General features: G+C 57.0%; 21 protein-coding genes. 9 read left to right on the plus strand and 12 right to left on the minus strand.

Translation table 11 applies throughout. From position 1 onward, the window contains the following. Positions 1-12: 12 nt before the first annotated feature. Complete coding sequence (gene ychH, locus AC6I7J_RS08635) at positions 13-291, plus strand: stress-induced protein YchH (RefSeq protein ID WP_481657582.1); 279 nt, start codon at positions 13-15, stop codon at positions 289-291. Here the strand turns inward: ychH and AC6I7J_RS08640 are convergent. The 4 genes from AC6I7J_RS08640 to lolB form a co-directional block, all read right to left on the minus strand. Then, entirely contained in the window at positions 288-1,457 is a 1,170-nt protein-coding gene (locus tag AC6I7J_RS08640) for a GGDEF domain-containing protein (protein ID WP_166711628.1), read from the minus strand. The genes ychH and AC6I7J_RS08640 overlap by 4 nt on opposite strands. Before the next feature lie 225 nt (positions 1,458-1,682). Beyond that, on the minus strand, positions 1,683-2,630 hold the full coding sequence (prs, locus tag AC6I7J_RS08645; protein WP_006118899.1) for a ribose-phosphate diphosphokinase: 948 nt from the start codon (positions 2,628-2,630) through the stop codon (positions 1,683-1,685). Between the two features lie 137 nt (positions 2,631-2,767). Continuing rightward, positions 2,768-3,625 carry a 4-(cytidine 5'-diphospho)-2-C-methyl-D-erythritol kinase gene (gene ispE / locus AC6I7J_RS08650; protein WP_058771206.1) on the minus strand — a complete coding sequence of 286 codons (858 nt, stop codon included), beginning with the start codon at positions 3,623-3,625 and terminating at the stop codon, positions 2,768-2,770. After that, positions 3,622-4,248 carry a lipoprotein insertase outer membrane protein LolB gene (gene lolB / locus AC6I7J_RS08655; protein ID WP_021509937.1) on the minus strand — a complete coding sequence of 209 codons (627 nt, stop codon included), beginning with the start codon at positions 4,246-4,248 and terminating at the stop codon, positions 3,622-3,624. The genes ispE and lolB overlap by 4 nt, the downstream gene beginning before the upstream one ends. 216 nt (positions 4,249-4,464) lie before the next feature. Between lolB and hemA the strand changes: the two genes are divergently transcribed. From hemA to kdsA, 6 genes are read left to right on the plus strand one after another with little or no spacing between them, the layout of a single operon-like run. Beyond that, on the plus strand, positions 4,465-5,721 hold the full coding sequence (hemA, locus tag AC6I7J_RS08660) for a glutamyl-tRNA reductase (protein WP_021509939.1): 1,257 nt from the start codon (positions 4,465-4,467) through the stop codon (positions 5,719-5,721). Positions 5,722-5,762: 41 nt separating this feature from the next. Next, positions 5,763-6,845 (plus strand): peptide chain release factor 1, encoded by a 1,083-nt coding sequence (prfA, locus tag AC6I7J_RS08665; RefSeq protein WP_021509940.1) that lies wholly within the window; start codon positions 5,763-5,765, stop codon positions 6,843-6,845. After that, positions 6,845-7,675 carry a peptide chain release factor N(5)-glutamine methyltransferase gene (gene prmC / locus AC6I7J_RS08670; protein ID WP_494260560.1) on the plus strand — a complete coding sequence of 277 codons (831 nt, stop codon included), beginning with the start codon at positions 6,845-6,847 and terminating at the stop codon, positions 7,673-7,675. Before prfA ends, prmC begins: the two co-directional genes overlap by 1 nt. 9 nt (positions 7,676-7,684) lie before the next feature. Then, complete coding sequence (locus AC6I7J_RS08675) at positions 7,685-8,083, plus strand: SirB2 family protein (protein WP_058757490.1); 399 nt, start codon at positions 7,685-7,687, stop codon at positions 8,081-8,083. Continuing rightward, on the plus strand, positions 8,080-8,889 hold the full coding sequence (sirB1, locus tag AC6I7J_RS08680; protein WP_021509943.1) for an invasion regulator SirB1: 810 nt from the start codon (positions 8,080-8,082) through the stop codon (positions 8,887-8,889). Before AC6I7J_RS08675 ends, sirB1 begins: the two co-directional genes overlap by 4 nt. 27 nt (positions 8,890-8,916) lie before the next feature. Then, the gene (kdsA, locus tag AC6I7J_RS08685; protein ID WP_021509944.1) at positions 8,917-9,771 is read left to right on the plus strand and encodes a 3-deoxy-8-phosphooctulonate synthase; all 855 of its coding nucleotides are present in this window, start codon (positions 8,917-8,919) and stop codon (positions 9,769-9,771) included. Between the two features lie 299 nt (positions 9,772-10,070). Here kdsA and AC6I7J_RS08690 read toward each other — a convergent pair whose 3' ends face one another. The 3 genes from AC6I7J_RS08690 to chaA form a co-directional block, all read right to left on the minus strand. Then, on the minus strand, positions 10,071-10,559 hold the full coding sequence (locus AC6I7J_RS08690; RefSeq protein WP_498007166.1) for a hypothetical protein: 489 nt from the start codon (positions 10,557-10,559) through the stop codon (positions 10,071-10,073). A 66-nt stretch (positions 10,560-10,625) separates the two neighbouring features. Next, complete coding sequence (locus AC6I7J_RS08695; RefSeq protein WP_275044638.1) at positions 10,626-10,760, minus strand: hypothetical protein; 135 nt, start codon at positions 10,758-10,760, stop codon at positions 10,626-10,628. A gap of 764 nt (positions 10,761-11,524) precedes the next feature. Then, positions 11,525-12,616, minus strand: a complete 1,092-nt coding sequence (gene chaA / locus AC6I7J_RS08700; RefSeq protein ID WP_021508693.1) for a sodium-potassium/proton antiporter ChaA — start codon at positions 12,614-12,616, stop codon at positions 11,525-11,527. A 369-nt stretch (positions 12,617-12,985) separates the two neighbouring features. On the opposite strand from chaA, the gene chaB reads away from it, so the two are divergent. Both chaB and AC6I7J_RS08710 read left to right on the plus strand, forming a co-directional pair. Then, positions 12,986-13,216, plus strand: a complete 231-nt coding sequence (gene chaB, locus AC6I7J_RS08705; protein WP_021313035.1) for a putative cation transport regulator ChaB — start codon at positions 12,986-12,988, stop codon at positions 13,214-13,216. 238 nt (positions 13,217-13,454) lie between these two features. Continuing rightward, on the plus strand, positions 13,455-14,126 hold the full coding sequence (locus tag AC6I7J_RS08710; protein ID WP_021508695.1) for a gamma-glutamylcyclotransferase: 672 nt from the start codon (positions 13,455-13,457) through the stop codon (positions 14,124-14,126). A 2-nt stretch (positions 14,127-14,128) separates the two neighbouring features. Here the strand turns inward: AC6I7J_RS08710 and AC6I7J_RS08715 are convergent, their stop codons facing one another. The 5 genes from AC6I7J_RS08715 to tagF all read right to left on the minus strand — a co-directional run bounded on the left by AC6I7J_RS08715 (position 14,129) and on the right by tagF (position 19,205). Beyond that, a complete protein-coding gene (locus AC6I7J_RS08715) occupies positions 14,129-15,538 on the minus strand; it encodes a serine/threonine protein kinase (RefSeq protein ID WP_498007167.1) in 1,410 nt (469 codons plus the stop codon). A 66-nt stretch (positions 15,539-15,604) separates the two neighbouring features. After that, the gene (locus AC6I7J_RS08720; protein ID WP_058757494.1) at positions 15,605-16,555 is read right to left on the minus strand and encodes a hypothetical protein; all 951 of its coding nucleotides are present in this window, start codon (positions 16,553-16,555) and stop codon (positions 15,605-15,607) included. 14 nt (positions 16,556-16,569) lie between these two features. Continuing rightward, a complete protein-coding gene (locus tag AC6I7J_RS08725; protein ID WP_058771213.1) occupies positions 16,570-17,346 on the minus strand; it encodes a PP2C family protein-serine/threonine phosphatase in 777 nt (258 codons plus the stop codon). Beyond that, positions 17,343-18,473 carry a type VI secretion system-associated FHA domain protein TagH gene (tagH, locus tag AC6I7J_RS08730; RefSeq protein ID WP_125310408.1) on the minus strand — a complete coding sequence of 377 codons (1,131 nt, stop codon included), beginning with the start codon at positions 18,471-18,473 and terminating at the stop codon, positions 17,343-17,345. Before tagH ends, AC6I7J_RS08725 begins: the two co-directional genes overlap by 4 nt. Positions 18,474-18,506: 33 nt before the next feature. Continuing rightward, positions 18,507-19,205 (minus strand): type VI secretion system-associated protein TagF, encoded by a 699-nt coding sequence (tagF, locus tag AC6I7J_RS08735; RefSeq protein ID WP_058771215.1) that lies wholly within the window; start codon positions 19,203-19,205, stop codon positions 18,507-18,509. Positions 19,206-19,212: the final 7 nt, after the last annotated feature.

The raw sequence follows: 19,212 nt of genomic DNA on the forward strand, positions 1-19,212 counted from the left end.
TGGAGGTGAATCATGAATCGTCAACACTGCCGCACCGTCGGTAATGGTTTGATGTGTCTCGGCTTGTTAACCATGGTGCTCGGGGTGGGTTATTCCATCATTAACCAGCTGCCGTCGGTCAACCTGCCACAGTTCCTCGCGCATGGAGCGATGTTCAGTATTTTCGTGGGTGCGCTACTGTGGCTGGTCGGCGCACGCGTCAGCGGGCGGGAGAGGGTAGAAGACCGCTACTACTGGCTGCGTCACTACGGTGACAAACGCTGCCGTCGCGATCACCACTCAACGCACTAACCGGCTTCAGCCATTGCCGCCTGCGGCGTCTGATAACCTTCGACGCGGTTACGTCCGGCGGCTTTAGCGCGATACAAGGCTTCATCAGCCAGCGCCAGCAGGGCGGGAAAAGCCTGATGCCGCTGGCTGGCAGTAGCAAAGCCAATGCTCACCGTATAACCGATGTCGTTGGGTAGCGACAGCTGTGTCGCCAGCCGGATACGCTCACATATGCGCTGCGCCTGCTCACTGTCGCCAGGAAGCAACGCGGCAAACTCCTCACCGCCCAGCCGGGCAAACTGACCCTCAACCGGCATTAACGCTTTCACCACCTGACAAAAATCGACCAGCACACGATCCCCCTGCTGATGGCCATAGCGATCGTTAATGCTTTTGAAATGATCGAGGTCGAACAGCACTGCACTGTAAATATAGGGCTGCGGCATACGTGCGTGGCGCAGCAGCAGTTTTTCTGCGGCCTCAAACAATGCGCGCCGGTTCCAGACGCCGGTAAGCGGATCGTGCAGCGACGCCAGCTTATGGGCGATCTGCGTACGCTCATTGACCATCGCCAGGATAGTGAATGTCAGGCCGATGACGAAGAGGATCGACTCCAGAATCACATACACCGAAAAGCCGGACCCGCCAATGGCGCCCGGTACGGGGGTGGCTACCGCATCGTCAAGGAAAATGCGCGCCAGATGGAACAGTAAGTGGATCCACAGCAGTATCTGCGCGGGCCAGAAAGTGACGGTCAGCGAGGCGCGTGCCTGCCACAGCAGACGAATCAGCGCGGCGGTAAAGATGATGCACAGCAGGCACATGACCAGCACGCGTTTCGGCTGGCCGTGATAGAACTGCGGAAAGGCACAAAGCAGCGCCCACAGTAGCGCGCCAGTGATCCAGCAAAAACCGAGTGGAAGGCGGCAAAAAGTACGAAAGGCGTTGAGCAGGGTGCCGTAGGCCAGCAGCATGATGACATTCCCGACTGCCACCGGCAAAAAGTGCAAACCGGCGCTGCGCAGGCTACTGAGCAGCACGGCGGCAAGCGTCAGTATTAGCGTCAGGGTGGTAAAACCCAGCACCCGGTCGTACTGCGCCCCGACCCAGGCAAAAATCAAAATAATGCTCAGAAACCCCAGCACGTAGAGCTCGCAAATAAACAACGTATAAATGTCGAGTGGCATGGTGGTCGGAGTTCTCAGCAAAAGTGTGGTGAAAAATATCACTAATCACTGGACCGCTAAAGCCCGGATGCGCTTGTCTGATAAAAAGAGTGGAAGGCGGGGAGATTGGCGGATTTTGAGGCCATTTATCGCGCAAATAGTGGCGGCGGAAGCGGCTTTATCGGGATGTTACTCTGCGCACAGGCAATAAAAAACCGGGCAGGGCGCCCGGTTTTTCGCGAACAATTAATGTTCGAACATCGCCGAAATCGATTCTTCGTTGCTGATACGACGAATGGCTTCGGCCAGCATGCCAGACAGCGTCAGCGTACGCACGTTAGGCAGTGACTTCATCTCTTCCGACAGCGGAATGGTGTCGCAAACAATCACCTGATCAATCACTGATTTGCGCAGATTTTCCACCGCGTTGCCAGAGAAGATTGGGTGGGTGGCGTAAGCGAACACGCGTTTCGCGCCGCGCTCTTTCAGTGCTTCAGCCGCTTTGCACAGCGTACCGCCGGTGTCGATCATATCGTCGACCAGTACGCAGTCACGACCGGCAACGTCACCGATGATGTGCATCACCTGCGACACGTTCGCACGCGGGCGACGTTTGTCGATGATGGCCATGTCGGTGTCGTTGAGCAGTTTGGCGATAGCGCGAGCGCGCACTACGCCACCGATGTCCGGCGAAACCACAATCGGGTTTTCCAGACCAATCTGCAGCATATCTTCCAGCAGAATCGGGCTACCGAACACGTTATCCACCGGGACATCAAAGAAGCCCTGGATCTGTTCAGCGTGCAGGTCAACCGTCAGTACACGGTCCACGCCGACGCTGGAGAGGAAATCAGCCACAACTTTGGCGGTAATTGGCACGCGGGCAGAACGCACGCGGCGGTCCTGACGGGCATAGCCAAAGTAAGGGATTACAGCAGTAATACGACCAGCAGAAGCCCGACGCAGTGCGTCGACCATCACAACCAGCTCCATCAAGTTATCATTGGTGGGGGCACAGGTGGACTGGATGATGAAAATATCACCACCGCGTACATTTTCATTAATCTGTACACTTACTTCGCCATCGCTGAAACGGCCGACAGCGGCGTCTCCGAGGCTGGTGTAAAGGCGGTTGGCAATACGTTGTGCTAGTTCCGGGGTGGCGTTACCAGCAAATAGCTTCATATCAGGCACGAGAAGAACCTCAGGCTTGGCGTCCAGAGAATGAACCGCTCAAAAATAACCGGCGAATACATTTGAGCCTGTTCATACGGGTGTGTTAATGCGTCACGTGCAGTGTCTGGAACAGGGTGACACTGTCACGTTTACGCTTAGAGCCCGGAAAGGGTACGCTGTAACGGCGAGAGATTAAGCCCACGCGCCACAAATCCGCACATCCATTTCGGGGCAAGCTCCAGCACCTGACGAGCAGCGGACTCGGTGTCAAATTCAGCAAACACACAAGCGCCGGTCCCTGTCAGGCGCGACGGCGCGTATTCTAGCAGCCAGGAAAGCAGCGCATCAACCTCACGAAAACGTTTTCTTGCTACCGCTTCACAATCATTGTGAAAAGGACGCTGCAACAGTTCATCTAATGTGCGTATTGGTGAATCGCGCGTCAGTTCAGGATCGCGAAACAGATCCGGGGTAGCGATGCTGACACCAGGATGCGCCACCAGATACCATTTTTCCGCAGGATTTGCGGGCTGCAATTGCTCGCCGACCCCTTCGGCAAACGCCGCGTGGCCGCGCACGAATACCGGCACATCGGCACCGAGACGCAGGCCAAGCGTAGCCAGCTCATCCACGCTGAGCTGGGTGCGCCACAGATGGTTCAGCGCCACCAGCACCGTCGCTGCATCAGACGAGCCACCGCCCAGACCACCGCCCATCGGCAAGCGCTTCTCCAGCGCGATCCGGGCACCGGCCTGCGGCGGCAGCGTGCCTTTGTCCGCCGCTGCGGCGCGCAGCGCCAGCGCCGCCCGCACGATCAGGTTGTCTTCATCGGCCACACCGTCGAGCGGCGTCAGCAGGGTGATACTGCCGCTGTGATCCGGGGTAATCTCCAGGGTGTCGCCAACATCGAGAAACTGAAACAGCGTCTGCAAATTGTGGTAGCCGTCTGCACGACGGCCGGTAATGTAGAGAAACAGGTTGAGCTTTGCCGGCGCGGGCCAGGTGGTGATCATTGTGTGGTCCAGCTATCCATGCGCAGTTTGATGCGCTGACCGCCTTCGGTCAGTTCGAGGTTGGCCGGCAGCGGCGGGTTCACCTTGCTGTCGTAATCGCTGATATTCACCTTCCACTGCTGGCCGTTGCGGCTGTAGGTCAGGCTTTGCAGCTGATAATTGTTGTTCAGCTGATAGTCGCTGGCGTCGCCTGGCAGCCCCATCATCCACTGACGCAGATTCGCCAGCGGAATATCCATGCCGGTGAGCTGGGAAATCATCTTCTCCGCGTCGTTGCTGACGTAGCGTTTGCCTTTGTTATCGACAATCTGCACCACCGAACCCTGCGCGTCGAGCTGCAGTTCCGTGCTGCCGAGCGGGTTAGTCAGCAGCAGACGGTAACGGTCTGCAGCAGTTTGCTGCCAGTTGAAGCGGGCATAAACCTTCTGCTTATCTGACAGATAGGCAAAAGCGCCGCGCGTCTGGTACTGGGTGATTTTCGCTACCGCCTGCTGGTGTTGCTGCCACTGCGGTGATGTCGTGCTGGGACCGGGACCTTGCTGGGGTTTGTTGATGCTACAGGCAGCCAGCAACACGCTGGCAAGGGGCAAAAGGCGCAACAGCTGGCGCGGGGGCAAATGCATCACGTGGTCGTCTCCTCAGACACGTTTTTACGTCGTAACCGGTAACGCTAACCATCCGTCTCTGTGCCGTCAATGGCGATGTCAGGATAATTGCGCACGATCAGTTTAATCTTATTACAGTCATAGGCTTTGTATGGCTTTTCTTGATCTGTTGCATCTTGTAGAATGCGCAACACAAAACCTGACAATTATTGGGACTTCCCAACCCGAATCACCATGACGCTGCTTGCTCTCGGAATCAACCACAAAACCGCACCTGTTGCGCTGCGCGAACGTGTTTCGTTCACGCCAGACACGCTGGACCAGGCGCTGAACAGCTTGCTGTCTCAGCCGATGGTGCAGAGCGGGGTGGTGCTTTCTACCTGTAACCGGACGGAACTCTACCTCAGCGTAGAGCAGCAGACCGATCTGCAGGAGCAGCTGGTGCGCTGGTTGTGCGAGTATCACGACTTACGTGAAGAGGACGTGCGCAACAGCCTGTACTGGCATCAGGACAACGCGGCGGTCAGCCACCTGATGCGCGTGGCCAGCGGACTCGACTCGCTGGTGCTGGGCGAGCCACAGATTCTCGGTCAGGTCAAAAAAGCCCATGCTGACTCCTCGCGCGACCATGCGCTGAGCAGCGAGCTGGAACGCATGTTCCAGAAAACCTTCTCGGTGGCCAAGCGCGTGCGCACCGAAACCGAAATCGGCGCCAGCGCGGTGTCGGTCGCCTTCGCTGCCTGCTCCTTAGCCCGTCAGATTTTCGAATCACTCAGCAGCGTTAACGTCCTGCTGGTTGGTGCCGGTGAAACCATCGAACTGGTGGCGCGTCACCTGCGCGAACACAGCGTGCGCAAACTAATGATCGCCAACCGCACGCGCGAACGCGCGCAGCTGCTGGCGGACGAAGTGGGTGCCGAAGTGATCGGTCTCGCCGATATCGAAACCCGTCTGGCCGATGCCGATATCATTATCTCCTCCACCGCCAGTCCGCTGCCGATTATTGGCAAAGGCATGGTGGAACGGGCGCTGAAGGCACGCCGCAACCAGCCTATGCTGCTGGTGGATATCGCCGTGCCGCGCGATGTTGAGCCGGAAGTGGGCAAGCTGGCTAACGCCTATCTGTACAGCGTGGATGATCTGCAGGCGATTATCGAGCAGAACATGGCGCAGCGCAAAGCGGCGGCGGTGCAGGCGGAAAGCATTGTGGTGCAGGAGAGCGGTGAATTCATGGCCTGGCTGCGCGCGCAAAGCGCCGGTGAGACCATCCGCGAATACCGCGCGCAGGCTGACGACGTGCGCGCCGAGCTGCAGGATCGCGCGCTGGCGGCGTTGCGTCAGGGTGCTGATGCCGAAAAAGTCTTGCAGGAGCTGGCACACAAGCTCACCAACCGTTTAATTCATGCACCAACCAAATCACTGCAGCAGGCCGCGCGCGACGGCGACAGCGAACGCCTGCAGATCTTACGTGACAGCCTCGGTTTAGAGTAATCTGGTCTGTCACGACCTATCACTGGGATACCCTCTATTAGATGAAGAGCTCGATTGTTGCCAAGCTGGAAGCGCTGCAGGAACGCCATGAAGAAGTTGAAGCGTTACTGGGCGATGCCGGCGTAATTGGCGATCAGGACCGTTTCCGCGCGTTATCACGTGAATATGCCCAGCTGAGCGACGTCACCCGTTGTTTCCGCGAATGGCAGCAGGTGCAGGAAGATGTCGAAACGGCTGAAATGCTGCTCGACGATGCGGAAATGCGCGACATGGCGCAGGAAGAGTTGAAACTATCGCGCGAAAAGCGCGAGGTGCTGGAACAGCAACTTCAGGTGCTGCTGCTGCCGAAAGATCCCGACGATGAACGTCCGTGCTTTATCGAAGTGCGCGCCGGCACCGGTGGCGACGAAGCGGCGATTTTCGCCGGCGATCTGTTCCGCATGTACAGCCGCTATGCCGAAGCGCGCCGCTGGCAGGTGGAGATCATGAGCGCCAACGACGGCGAGCATGGCGGCTACAAAGAAGTCATTGCGCGTATTACCGGTGATGGCGCCTATGGCCGCATGAAGTTTGAATCCGGCGGCCATCGCGTGCAGCGCGTGCCGGAAACCGAATCGCAGGGGCGCATTCACACCTCCGCCTGTACCGTGGCGGTGATGCCGGAGCTGCCGGAAGCCGAGCTGCCGGACATCAATCCGGGCGATCTGAAAATCGACACTTTCCGCTCTTCCGGCGCGGGCGGTCAGCACGTTAACACCACCGATTCGGCGATCCGTATCACCCACCTGCCAACCGGCATCGTGGTGGAGTGCCAGGATGAGCGCTCGCAGCACAAAAACAAAGCCAAAGCGCTGGCGGTGCTGGGTGCACGCATTCACGCAGCGGAAATGGCGAAGCGCCAGGCGGCGGAAGCCTCAACGCGGCGTAACCTGCTGGGCAGCGGCGACCGTTCCGACCGAATCCGTACCTATAACTTCCCGCAGGGGCGCGTCACCGATCACCGCATTAACCTGACGCTCTACCGCCTCGACGAAACCATGGAAGGCAAGCTGGATACGCTGATCGAGCCGATTGTGCAGGAGTATCAGGCTGACCAGCTGGCCGCACTGGCCGGGCAGGAGTGATGAACGTCCGGCGCTGGCTACAGCAGGCGCAGGCTGCGTTGTGCGGAGGCGATAGCCCGAAGCGCGACGCGGAGATTCTGCTGGGTTTTGTCACCGGCAAGTCGCGCAGCTGGCTGATAGCGTTTGATGACAGCCCGCTCGATGATGCGCAACTGGCACAGCTGGAGACGTTACTGGCACGCCGCGTGCGCGGTGAGCCGATTGCGCATCTGGTGGGCGAACGCGAGTTCTGGTCGCTGCCGCTGCGCGTCAGTGATGCCACGCTGATTCCGCGTCCGGATACCGAAGTGCTGGTGGAGCAGGCGCTGCTGCGGCTGCCCGCGACGCCCTCCGCGGTGCTCGATCTCGGTACCGGCACCGGCGCCATTGCGCTGGCGCTGGCCAGCGAGCGGCCAGATTGTCAGATTACCGGCTGCGACCGCATCGCCGCTGCGGTTGCGCTGGCGCAGGACAACGCCCAGCGCCTGCACCTCACCAACGCCGGATTTGTGCTCAGCCACTGGTTCGACGATCTGCCCGCCCAACGTTTCGATCTGATTGTCAGCAATCCGCCTTACATTGATGCCGCCGATGAACATCTGCAGCAGGGCGACGTGCGTTTTGAGCCGCTCAGCGCGCTGGTGGCGGAGGAGGTCGGGCTGGCCGATTTACGATTAATCATTGAACGCGCGCCGCACTGGTTGCAGCCGCAGGGTTGGCTGCTGCTGGAACACGGCTGGCAGCAGGGCGAGGCTGTACGCGCGCTGCTAACCCGTAATGGCTTTCAGGCGGTTACTACCGTTGAGGATTACGGCGGCAATCCGCGCGTCACGCTTGGACAACTTACTTAAGGAAGCACTATGGCCAGCTGGTATCCGCTGATTAAAAATTTCCATCTGCTGACGGTCGCGATCACCATCACACTGTTTCTGCTGCGTTTTTACTGGCTGACCACCGGATCTGCCCTGCTGCAGCGCCGCTGGGTGCGCATTGCGCCGCATATCAACGATACATTCCTGCTGCTCAGCGGTGCACTGCTGGTGCTTATTACCCACTTTTATCCGTTTACCCCACAAGGAAGCTGGCTGACGGAGAAGCTGTTAGCGGTTATCATCTACATCGCCTTAGGTTCCGTGGCATTGAGTCGTCGCCCGCGCAGCATGGCGACCCGCTGGGTCGCCTGTTTAGTCGCCGTGGTCGCATTATTACTGGTGATTAAACTGGCGATGACCAAAATGCCGTTATTGGGGATAGTATGACCTCGCCAGTGCAACTTGATTACAGTGAAACACCGTTAAGTGAAGCGGTGATTGGCGCGACCTGCGCCATACGCAATGATTTTTCCGCGCCTTCCGTCCAGCAGCAGCTGGCTGACCTGGTTGAAGAGGCGCGGCGCTATGTCAGTAGCGAACAGGATGCGGATCTGCAGCTGGAGAAGCTGCTCGATCTGTTTTACCAGCAGTGGGGCTTTGGCGGTGCCAGCGGCGTCTACAATCTGTCAGACGCGCTGTGGATCGATAAAGTGCTGAAGAGCCGGCAGGGGACGGCGGTATCACTCGGCGTGATTCTGCTGCACATTGCGGATGAGCTAGAGCTGCCGCTGATGCCGGTGATTTTCCCGACGCAGCTTATTCTGCGTGCCGACTGGCTCGACGGTGAAATGTGGCTGATCAATCCGTTTAACGGTGAAACGCTCGACACCCATACGCTGGAAGTGTGGCTGAAGGGCAACATCAGCCCGACGGCAAAGCTCTATTCTGACGATCTCGACGAAGCGAAAACCGTCAGCGTGATGCGCAAAATGCTCGACACGCTGAAAGCGGCGCTGATGGATGAGAAGCAGATGGAGCTGGCGCTCAACGTCAGCCAGGTGCTGTTGCAAATCGACCCGGACGATCCCTATGAGATTCGCGACCGCGGTTTGATTTACGCCCAGCTGGAGTGCGAGCATATCGCACTGACCGATTTGACCTATTTCGTTGAACAGTGTCCTGAAGACCCGGTCAGCGAGATGATTAAAGTGCAGATCCACGCAATTGAACAGAAACAGGTGACGCTGCACTAAGCGTCCCCCGACATTTAAGGAAAGGGCATGACACAGAAAGTAGTGAGTATCGGCGATATCAAGGTCGCAAACGATCTGCCATTTGTTCTCTTCGGCGGCATGAACGTGCTGGAATCCCAGGATCTCGCCATGCGCATCTGCGAACATTACGTGAAGGTAACCGACAAGCTCGGCATTCCGTATGTGTTCAAAGCCTCTTTTGACAAAGCCAACCGCTCTTCCATCAAGTCTTACCGTGGCCCTGGCCTCGACGAAGGCATGAAAATTTTCCAGGCGCTGAAGCAGGCGTTCGGCGTGAAAATTATCACTGACGTGCACGAAAGCTGGCAGGCGCAGCCGGTTGCTGACGTGGTGGATGTGATTCAGCTGCCGGCCTTCCTGGCGCGTCAGACCGACCTGGTGGAAGCGATGGCGAAAACCGGTGCCGTGATCAACGTGAAGAAGCCGCAGTTCGTCAGCCCGGGCCAGATGGGCAATATCGTCGATAAGTTTGCCGAAGGCGGCAACGACAAGGTGATTCTGTGCGATCGTGGCAGCAACTTCGGGTATGACAACCTGGTGGTTGATATGCTCGGTTTCAACGTAATGAAGAAAGTCACTAACAACAGCCCGGTGATTTTTGACGTTACCCATGCGCTGCAGACGCGCGATCCGTTTGGCGCGGCTTCCGGTGGTCGTCGTGCGCAGGTTGCCGAACTGGCGCGTGCGGGCATGGCGGTAGGCATCGCCGGTCTGTTCATCGAAGCACACCCGGAACCGAACAGCGCCAAATGCGACGGCCCGTCCGCGCTGCCGCTCGATAAGCTGGAACCGTTCCTGGCGCAGATGAAAGCGATTGACGATCTGGTTAAAAGCTTCCCGGAGCTGGATACCAGTAACTGATTTGTCATAGCAGCAGCAAAGGCACCCGCGGGTGCCTTTGTAATCGAATGGTAAATTCTGTCGCAGGCGCTTAACAACGAAGGGATTACATAAAGTATCAAATGAAATTGACCGTCAAAACCATCTAAAATATTTCACGTAAATAGCACCCATGGCAATGACCCACAGTAGAGTCAATAACAGCCCATAATGAGGGAAAAGCGCTGTCAAAAGTATTCCACCTGCTACCGCCGCAATCACCGGTATTAGTGAAAAAATAGACTGACTTAACCATGCATAGAACCAGGAAAAGATTCGTTTCATTTTGTCAGTAACCGTTCTACTAATGCCAGTATTTGCTCATCATTTGTTGAGCCGGATTTCTTTAAGTAAATAATTTTAGACATTTCAGGCTCTATGAGATAATAAAGCATTTCTAATTTCTGTTGATACAGATCGAAATAATATTCCGGATCCGCAAATTTTAAATGCTGAGCTGCTGTTGCAGCGATTTGTATTTTCCCATAAAATTTTAAAACTGTGACACTATAAAGCGAAGTCCGGTCAATCACATCAACCAGCGAACTCTTAAAAACTTTAGATTCGGTAACTATGCGCGCGATAAGAAATGAAATGGTGAGTTTTGAAGCTTTACCGCTTGTATAATTAGCCGCCTTTTCAGCAAGTTGGCGCACCAGATTTTGAACATTATGTTCACTGAGACGCGCAAGTTTTTTTCTAAAGTAGATTTCAACCATATCAAGGATGACATCGTGTCGTGAAAAAACCTGTGGCAGAGCTGAAAACATACGAACATCTTCACTTCTCAGTCGTTTACACACATCTTTGTAATCATCAAAAACGCAGGAACCATATCAGCTAGCTCTTTCAATGCCCGAGGCAACCGTGATACTGGCGGTTCGCGTTTCTTCACGCAGTTGCGCCAGTGCTTTTTCAAAATTGAGTGCAATGGTACGATCGGTCTGAAGCTTCAATTTCAGATACGACATGGTTAATCATCCCTTACTGTAGAAATCCTTAAGAAACGATTATATACTCATCACATCTTGTTGCAAGGAGCATACATGAAATGAAACGGATACTATTACTAATTGTCTTAACGCTAGGCTACGCAATTATTATTCCTGAGATTATGTTCAGGTTCCTTTCCGAATCATCGTATATGCTGTCAGGTAAATTAGTGAACCCTTTTCATGTTTTTTTATCGACCATTGATGCGTTGATTATCGCAACTATTTTATTATCTGCTTTTCTCTCATGGTTGACATTAAAGCTGATAGCGTCCATCGCTAAGCGGTAAGGTTTTAATGTACAAGCAGCACTTTGATACGGTGTCTGGGCTGAAAGGAATGTAAATCAATTGACGTATGGATTATTTACAGGGAATCATAAATAATGACTGGCAGCCAGATTGCATGCAGTGAACATTTTAAATTCTTCGGGTAAAAAGAAAATTTGCAATAAACTATTCGATTCAAGGCTTAATTTTTAGCAAATAGCTGGCAGGGCCAGATGTGCTAACGGCTGTTATTAAGCCGTAAAGATATCTCTATCCAGGTGCGCATAAATGCGCACCCTACATTGTACGGTCGCCGTTCCTGAAGACCGATTCACCTGATGCGCATGAATGCGCACCCTGCGTTGTACGGTCGCCGTTCATGACGACCGATGCACCTGATGCGCATGAATGCGTACCCTGCGCTGTAGGGTCGCCATTTATGGCGACCGTATCACCCGTATACTCACTTCAGCGTCACAGCATAATCGTCAGCAGATAGCCGGCAAACAGGGCCAGATGCGCTGCGCCGTTGAGCACGTTGGTGCGGCCAGTGGAGAACGAGATGTGGCACAAAATCAGCACCGCGCTCATCACCACCATATGCGGCGGCTCAAGGCCGAAAATCAATTGCTGACCGGTCAGGGTGGCGATAATGGTCACCGTCGGTACCGTCAATGAAATGGTGGCCAGCACCGAACCGAAAAACAGGTTCATCGCGCGCTGCACCTGATTCATCAGCACCGCCTTGATTGCACCCAGACCTTCCGGCGACAGAATCAGCAGCGCGACGAGGAAGCCGGTAAACTGCTCCGGTGCGTTCATTTCAGTGAGCAGCATTTCCAGCGAGTTGGCGTTCATCTTGGTCACGCTGATCACCGCAATCAGATGCACAATCAGCCACGCGGTGTGCCACAGCGAGCTGTGCGCGGAAGGCTTACCGTGGTGCGGGTCGCCATCATCGCTCTCGTCTTCATGCTCGTAAACAAACAGGCTCTGGTGGGTTTTGGTCTGAATCAGCAGGAACACGCCGTACATCGCCGCAGAGATCGCCGCAATGATCAGCGCCTGCGCGGTAGTGAAATTGCCGCCGGGCAGGGCATTGGGAAACACCAGCACCAGAATCGCCAGCGGGAAAATGGCGATCATGTACTGCTTCACGCCGGCCAGGTTAACGTACTGGGTGGCAAATTTACGCCCGCCAAGCAGCAGGGCACAGCCCACCAGTCCGGCGGTAACGATCATGATGATGGAGTAGAGCGTATCGCGCATCAGCGCGGGCGCTGCATCGCCGGTCGCCATCAGCGCCGAAATCAGGCTCACTTCCAGAATTACCACGGACAGGCTGAGGATCAGCGAGCCGTAGGGTTCACCTAACCGGTGCGCCAGAACGTCGGCGTGACGTACTACGCTGAAGGCGCTGCTTAAAATCGCTACCAGCGCCAGCAGATTGATGCCGATTACCGGCAGAAGCGCTGTCTGGCCGCCAAAAAAGCTCAGCACCGCCAGCGCCAGAATCGGGAAAATCAGCGAATACTCGCTGTGTCGGGTCTTCTCATGTCCAGCCATGCGCCATCCTCTTCGGCAAAAAGAACAAAAACAGGCAATTGCTGCCTGATAAATATAGTGACTCATCTGACGAAGCGCAGTGTAACTTTTCACCACTGCTCACGCAGATTTTTTACGCGTTTTTACTTTTTGTCATTTTTCTCTGAACGAAGAGAAATTCGCGTTAATCAGCAAATTAGCCCTTTTCATCAGCAGGTTAATAGTGCGTGTTTCTCATCTATCCTGCGTGAAAGGAGGAAGAACAGAACTGAATCATCTGGCCTTATCCTCACTACCCGCCTTTTTTGCTGGCAGAAGTATGAAATAGCAGGTTTGCGTTTTTGCCGTTCTCTTCCAGACTTATACAGGGAACCTGAAACAGGAGGAACTATGCCTTATTCATCGAACCGGGAACTGCCGGACAGCGTGCGCCACGTGCTGCCGGGCCATGCGCAAACCATCTACCAAAAGGCGTTTAACAGCGCCTGGGATCAGTATAAAGATGAAGATGATCGTCGCGGTGATGAATCGCGCGAGCAGGTGGCACACAAAGTCGCCTGGGCGGCGGTCAAAAAAGAGTACGCCAAAGGCGAGGACGACAAGTGGCATCCTAAACACTAGCTCCCGCGCGGGCCACTGCGGCCCGCTTCACACTTCTCCGCGCTTCGTTCAAGAATCCTGCCAGGCAGCCGATGCTATTTACAGATAATTTCCCCTTTGTGATCGGGGTCAATCTTGAAACGTTTATGGCAAATGCATTACTGTCTTGTCTTAAGTCGACGCCGCGGGCGCCGCCTGTAAAATCGCAGATTCAGGGAGCCATAACGACAGGAAGGTCAGCGCAGTAGAGGAGATCGCAGTGTTAACCCGGGAATTCTTACTAAAAGCGGATTGCAAAACTTCATTTGGTGATATTGACGAAGCGCTGCTGTGGAGCTGTGAAAAGCGCGCCGCGTCGCTCTGCGCCACGCTTGCCTGTCGTCCCGATCAAAGCCCGGTGTGGATCTTCGGCTACGGTTCCCTGATGTGGAACCCGGTCTTTGAAGCGGAAGAGGTGGCGACCGGACGGCTTGAGGGCTGGCACCGTGCTTTTTGCCTGCGGCTGACCGCCGGACGCGGCACCGTTGCCGCACCGGGACGGATGCTGGCGCTGAAAGAGGGCGGTTCTACCAGCGGTCTGGCGTTTCGCCTGCCGGAAGCGCGCCTGCATGAAGAGCTTGAGCTACTGTGGAAACGGGAAATGATCACCGGCTGCTATCTGCCCACCTGGTGTGAACTGACGCTGGAGGATGGCCGCACGGTTACGGCGCTGGTGTTTATCATGGATCCGCGTCATCCGCTGTATGAAGCCGACTCCTGCCGCAGCACCATTGCTCCGCTGATCGCTCAGGCCAGCGGCCCGCTCGGCAGCAACGCGCAGTATCTGTTCTCGCTGGAACAGGAGCTGGGCAAACGCGGCATGCAGGAAGAGGCGTTAACGCGCCTTGCGGCCGAAGTGCGCGCGCTGCAGCAGAGCGCCGCGCGCGGCTAACCTCAATTACCCGGATTAATCAGCCAGGTGCCCGGCTGGTTAATCGTCAGCATCTGGCTGCGCACCTGGCTGCCGTGATGCACTTCAATACGATAGCTGCCTGCCGCCAGATTCAGCGAGGCGAAACCGCTGCTGGCGGGTTTCACATCCTTCGCTTCGCCGTTCAGCACGATATTTTCCCCTGCCTGCAACTGCAGGTAAACCGTCGCCATGGTTGGCGCGCTGCTGGCGGGCGCGCTGCCCGCTGATGGGGTCGCTGCCGGGGCGCTGCTGGCCGCCACCGGCGGTGCGTCGCTCGGGCGATTGGCTTTCCACACTACGACCATCACGGCAAGCAACGCCACGGCAGCGGCAGCGAGCAGGGCGGGCGACAGACGGCGCACATTGCGTGGCGTCACCGGTTCAATCGCGGCGGCAGCATGATTAACCGCCATTACCTGCGGTTCCGGCACGGCCGCTACCGACTCGGGCGCGGACTGGCTCTCCACCGGGAAGGTCGTCACCAGCGCTTCGACATCGCTCACCGGCAGATCGATCAGCCGGGCAAAAGCATCAATACTCTGTGGCCGGTCTTCCGGCTTCATCGCCAGCGCGCAGTCGATCGCGTGCAGCAGCGGCAGCGAATACCCCTCAGGCTTGCGCTCCACCAGCGGCTGGTAGTTATCTTCAATGCAGCGCACCACGCTGACCGGCGGCGCGTGGCCGGTGATCAGCGTATGCAGCACCGCGCCCAGCGCGTAGATATCGGTCCAGGGTCCCTGTTCGACTTCTCCCTCTTCGCTGTACTGCTCAATTGGCGCGAAGCCCGGCTTGAGCATGATCTCGGTTTCATCCGACAGGTTGCCAATCTCTTTGCGCGCCGAGCCAAAGTCGAGCAGCACCGGCAGCTGATTTTCCTGAATCTGAATGTTATCGAGCGAAATATCACGATGCAGGTAACCGGCGGTGTGAATGGTGTTGATGGCACCAAACAGCGGCGGTAACAGACGGCGAATCCACGCTTCGTCAATGCTGTCCGGGCTGGTGAGCTGCCACTCTTTCAGCGTCATGCCGCTGTAATAGAGCGTGCCCATGTAAGCCGTGCCGTTCTCTTCCCAGAAGCGCAGGACGTGCAGCAGACCGGGATGATTGAAACGCGCCAGCAGCCGTGCCTCCTGAATAAAGCTGTTGCGTCCGGCATTAAACAGTTTCTGGAAGCGCTCGCCGCGCAGTTCCAGCGCCAGATCCGCACCGCGTACCGCCAGCGACACCGGCATGTACTCTTTGATGGCGATGGTGCGTTCCAGCTGATGATCCCAGGCGCGATAGACAATGCCAAAGCCGCCGCCGCCGATCACTTCCTTGATTTCAAACTCGTTAAACCGGTAGCCCGCAGGCAGGGCATTGGGGGTATGATTTTCGTTTGCCGACATAGTGAGCTCTCTGAACACGTCCTGTAGCGCCCCGTCACGCCGGTGACGGCGGGCAACAACCGCTAATTAATTAATGTTACGCCAGGCACCAATTGCCGGATCGGCCAGATCGGCGTGCAGGGTGTCAATCAGTAACACAGTCACTTTTTGCTGTGGCATAAACTGCGGCGACCAGATGCCGCGTAAGCTATCAACCCGCGATTTCACCGCTTCGCTATCCGTGCCGGTGTTTTTATCCATTTTAATCAGCAGCGTGCCGCTGAAACGCCAGACGTGCTGCTGAGCATCAAACGGCAGCACCAGCCAGCTATCACTGGCATCGGGCCGCGTGACAATCATGCGCTGTTTGTTCACCGCTACCACCTCCAGCGGCGTGCGGGTCAGCGTAAGATCGGCGATGGGATAACCCTGCAGGAAGGTTACCGTCTGGCTGCGCGTTTTGCCGTCACTCAGCAGCGTCATCGCCGCCGGACCTTCCAGCCAGCCCTCGGTTGAGCAATGCTGCTGCGGGTTCTCAGGGATAAACAGCGAACCGCCGTTTTCATCCCACCAGGTACGGAAATGGCAGCCGCCGGGCAGGGCGAAGTGCTGCAGCGGCGTGCTGTCGGCCGGACGCGATAAATCCAGCGGCGCCGCGGTATTTGCGCTGGCGCTGGCGGTCGCGTCGTTGAGGATGATCGGCCGCCAGTTCTGTAGTTTTGCCGCGCTGCCGTTAGCCAGCACGCTGCCCTCTTTGCTGGTCATCTGCCAGGGGATCTCATCCAGCAGGCCGCACTGATTCGCCAGCAGCGTGCCGACGCGCGGCAGGAAGCTGGTAAGAATGCTGGTGTCGCTGCTTTTGCCGGACACGATACGCAGCGGCAGCGTCTCTTTACACCAGTCGTCGGGCGCATTACTGGCAACGTTATCGATATAGACTTCCAGCGACAGGCTGGGCGAGTAGACCACCCGGTAATCTTCCGCCTGCGCATTCAGGGCCAGTAACAGGGCGGCAACGCCCGGCAACCACAGTTTCATAATGATCCTTGCAATCAATAACGTGACGGCAGAAAACGTGCCGCATCAGCCTGGGAATAAAGCAGCGTCGCGTCCTGCGGTTCGCCAATCCAGATTGCCAGAGCGCTGAGATTGTCGCTTTTAACACTGCGGTTTACGGCCTGTTCCATCAATGCCAGCCACTCTTCGCAGGCGTTTACCATGCGCAGTGCCTGTTCCATTTCGTCGGTGGTGAGGTTGAGCCAGAAACCGTCGGTACAAACCAGAAATGCGTCACCATCGGTCAGCTCAATCACCTCGCTGAAGGTGGCCGGTCGGGCCGGCTCAATACCCAGCGCATTATAAAGTAAATTACTGTTAATGCCGGTATTTTCATAGCCGGCTTCGCGCAGCTGCTGCGCCAGACTGTGGTCACGCGTCACCTGATGCAGCACCCCGTGGCGGAAGTGATAAACCCGGCTATCACCGGCGTGCGCCCACCATGCGCGCTGCGTTGTGCGGTCAATAAACAGGGCGGCAAGGGTGGTGCTCATGCGCGAAAAATTCGGATTGTTCCCCTGGGCGCTGACCAGCGTTTGCTGACACTTTTCAATCGCCGCGCGCGTACTCTCCGGCGTGAACGTGTCGCTTTGCTGCAGCTGCGTCAGCAGGGTATCGCGCACCAGCTGGGCGGCATAATCGCCGCCGGGCAGACCAGCCACGCCGTCGCACACCAGAAAACAGGCTTTCTGTTCATCGACTTCGGCACCGGTGCGATCCTGGTTTTCGTCACGCATACCCTGCTGGCAGCGGCTGGCAAACTTCATCTTCATGCGTCTTCGGTCCGCGTCTGGGAATCTTTGTACTGATTTACTTCCATGTCGTAGGCATGCAGAAAGGCTTCACCAAACAGGGTGTGGAAGTCATCTTCAATTTCGCCCGCGGTGCGCTGATAGTGACGGAGAAAATAGTCCCACAGCGCCGCTTTACGTCCGCCGCTGAACGGCATCTTAGGCAGCACGCCGTCTTTGCGCGCTTCCTCTTCCAGACGCTGCGGATTAAACGACTGCAGCATCGCGGCAATGATGGCGCGAATGCCGGCAATCATCCCCAGCTGATGCGCCTGTAAATCCACCAGCGCATCGCGCACCGCTGCTTCCGGTGGCATAAAGCCAGGCATCTGGCTCTGGTACATCTGCATCAGCACGGTTTTGCCGGAAGGCAGAATTTTAAACGGGTTATTGGCTTCGTTAAGGATCATCGTCATGTCGGCTTTCACGCCGCGCTTGAGGATGGAGCGCGAAGAGAGCAGGGCAACCGTACCCTGCGAAAACAGGCTGAGCATACGGCCGGTGACGCGCATCTGCTCTTCGGTGATCGGCGTCTGGTGACCATTATTCAGGCCCATGCCTTCCAGCAGCGCGGCGATCAGTTTGTCCTGATCGGCGCCCGGCAGCACGGCTGGCACTACGGGCGCATCGCTTTGCGGATCGATCGCCAGGCGCGCGTCCGGGCGGCGTTCGTGACGCGGACTGTCGCTCTGCGGCAGGACTTCCGGTTCCGGCACGTTTTCGTCCTGCTGCATACCCAGCGGATCGGCGGCGCTGTCAGCAAAAAACGCCAGCGGATCATCCTGCGGTGCGTTCTGACACGCCGGGTCGCGCACTTCCAGGCCATATTCGCCAATCTGCAGCGTATCGCCGTGGCGCAGCCGCACCTGCGAGCCGCGTTGTAGCGCCACGCCGTTCAGCACCACCGAAGTGACGCTGCCCTGGTTGGTCAGGCGGCACTCGCCGTCTGGCGACAGGTGCACCAGCGCCTGCAGGCGCGAGATAGCGCGCGATTCGTCGGGCAGCACCAGATCGTTATCCTGGCTGCGGCCAATGGTCCCGCCAGGCGGGCTAAACGCGACGGTTTTGGCGGGCACATCCGTATTGCACTGCACAATGGTAAATTGCATGAGTCATCCCGTTAACAAGGCAAGCGCACTGGCCTACTCAAACATCGGTGGATAGAGGCCATTACGTCCCGGCTGGGCACCCGCCGCCGGGTTAAACAATAACGAAAAAAGTTGCGCGGTGAGCGGGCCACTGTGTTTATGCGTGGCGTGGGCAAAGCCGTCACTGCGATTACTCCACCAGTAGCTAATGTGCTGTTGGGGATCAAAACGGTCGGCCACTTCACGCCAGCTCAGGGTGCAGGGCAAATCGTCAAAACCAATCACATCCATGATGTCGCTGCGCTGCTTATCCGGCAGCAGCAGTGGAGCCAGCTGCTGAATCTGCGTCTCCAGCGCGTCCGGGCTGTGGCGATCGCGCACCGCCTGCCACAGCAGCGCGCCGAGTTCCTGATACCAGTCGCCGGAGATCGCCAGCTGTGAAGCATGCCACGCGCTGAGCGGGATGCTGTGCAGCGCCAGCAGCGGCCACGCACGGCCGACGCGATCGCACGAGGGCAGCAGACAGCCCAGCTGCACCTGCTGGCGCAGCGGCGATAGCGGCAGGACAAAATTCCATACCGGCGCGCGTAAAAACTGTTGCGTACTGGCCTCTTCCTGCTGATGCCAGTGGATTAAGCCTTGTTGAAACCAGTGGCTCCACGGCGTCACCGTGGCTTCACTGAGCCGCTGGCGCAGAAAATCACCGGTGGCCGGTAATTTGCCATACCAGCCCGGCGCGGTGTAACTCGCCATGGTTACC

This window comes from Type-C symbiont of Plautia stali, assembly GCF_059730935.1.

What these genes read in the sequence shown, in the direction of transcription:
- ychH (WP_481657582.1), top strand. Translation starts at nt 13, where the DNA reads ATGAATCGTCAACACTGCCGCACCGTCGGTAATGGTTTGATGTGTCTC.
- AC6I7J_RS08640 (WP_166711628.1), bottom strand. Translation starts at nt 1,457, where the DNA reads ATGCCACTCGACATTTATACGTTGTTTATTTGCGAGCTCTACGTGCTG.
- ispE (WP_058771206.1), bottom strand. Translation starts at nt 3,625, where the DNA reads ATGATCACCACCTGGCCCGCGCCGGCAAAGCTCAACCTGTTTCTCTAC.
- lolB (WP_021509937.1), bottom strand. Translation starts at nt 4,248, where the DNA reads ATGCATTTGCCCCCGCGCCAGCTGTTGCGCCTTTTGCCCCTTGCCAGC.
- hemA (WP_021509939.1), top strand. Translation starts at nt 4,465, where the DNA reads ATGACGCTGCTTGCTCTCGGAATCAACCACAAAACCGCACCTGTTGCG.
- prfA (WP_021509940.1), top strand. Translation starts at nt 5,763, where the DNA reads ATGAAGAGCTCGATTGTTGCCAAGCTGGAAGCGCTGCAGGAACGCCAT.
- prmC (WP_494260560.1), top strand. Translation starts at nt 6,845, where the DNA reads ATGAACGTCCGGCGCTGGCTACAGCAGGCGCAGGCTGCGTTGTGCGGA.
- AC6I7J_RS08675 (WP_058757490.1), top strand. Translation starts at nt 7,685, where the DNA reads ATGGCCAGCTGGTATCCGCTGATTAAAAATTTCCATCTGCTGACGGTC.
- sirB1 (WP_021509943.1), top strand. Translation starts at nt 8,080, where the DNA reads ATGACCTCGCCAGTGCAACTTGATTACAGTGAAACACCGTTAAGTGAA.
- kdsA (WP_021509944.1), top strand. Translation starts at nt 8,917, where the DNA reads ATGACACAGAAAGTAGTGAGTATCGGCGATATCAAGGTCGCAAACGAT.
- AC6I7J_RS08690 (WP_498007166.1), bottom strand. Translation starts at nt 10,559, where the DNA reads ATGTTTTCAGCTCTGCCACAGGTTTTTTCACGACACGATGTCATCCTT.
- AC6I7J_RS08695 (WP_275044638.1), bottom strand. Translation starts at nt 10,760, where the DNA reads ATGTCGTATCTGAAATTGAAGCTTCAGACCGATCGTACCATTGCACTC.
- chaA (WP_021508693.1), bottom strand. Translation starts at nt 12,616, where the DNA reads ATGGCTGGACATGAGAAGACCCGACACAGCGAGTATTCGCTGATTTTC.
- chaB (WP_021313035.1), top strand. Translation starts at nt 12,986, where the DNA reads ATGCCTTATTCATCGAACCGGGAACTGCCGGACAGCGTGCGCCACGTG.
- AC6I7J_RS08715 (WP_498007167.1), bottom strand. Translation starts at nt 15,538, where the DNA reads ATGTCGGCAAACGAAAATCATACCCCCAATGCCCTGCCTGCGGGCTAC.
- AC6I7J_RS08720 (WP_058757494.1), bottom strand. Translation starts at nt 16,555, where the DNA reads ATGAAACTGTGGTTGCCGGGCGTTGCCGCCCTGTTACTGGCCCTGAAT.
- AC6I7J_RS08725 (WP_058771213.1), bottom strand. Translation starts at nt 17,346, where the DNA reads ATGAAGATGAAGTTTGCCAGCCGCTGCCAGCAGGGTATGCGTGACGAA.
- tagH (WP_125310408.1), bottom strand. Translation starts at nt 18,473, where the DNA reads ATGCAATTTACCATTGTGCAGTGCAATACGGATGTGCCCGCCAAAACC.
- tagF (WP_058771215.1), bottom strand. Translation starts at nt 19,205, where the DNA reads ATGGCGAGTTACACCGCGCCGGGCTGGTATGGCAAATTACCGGCCACC.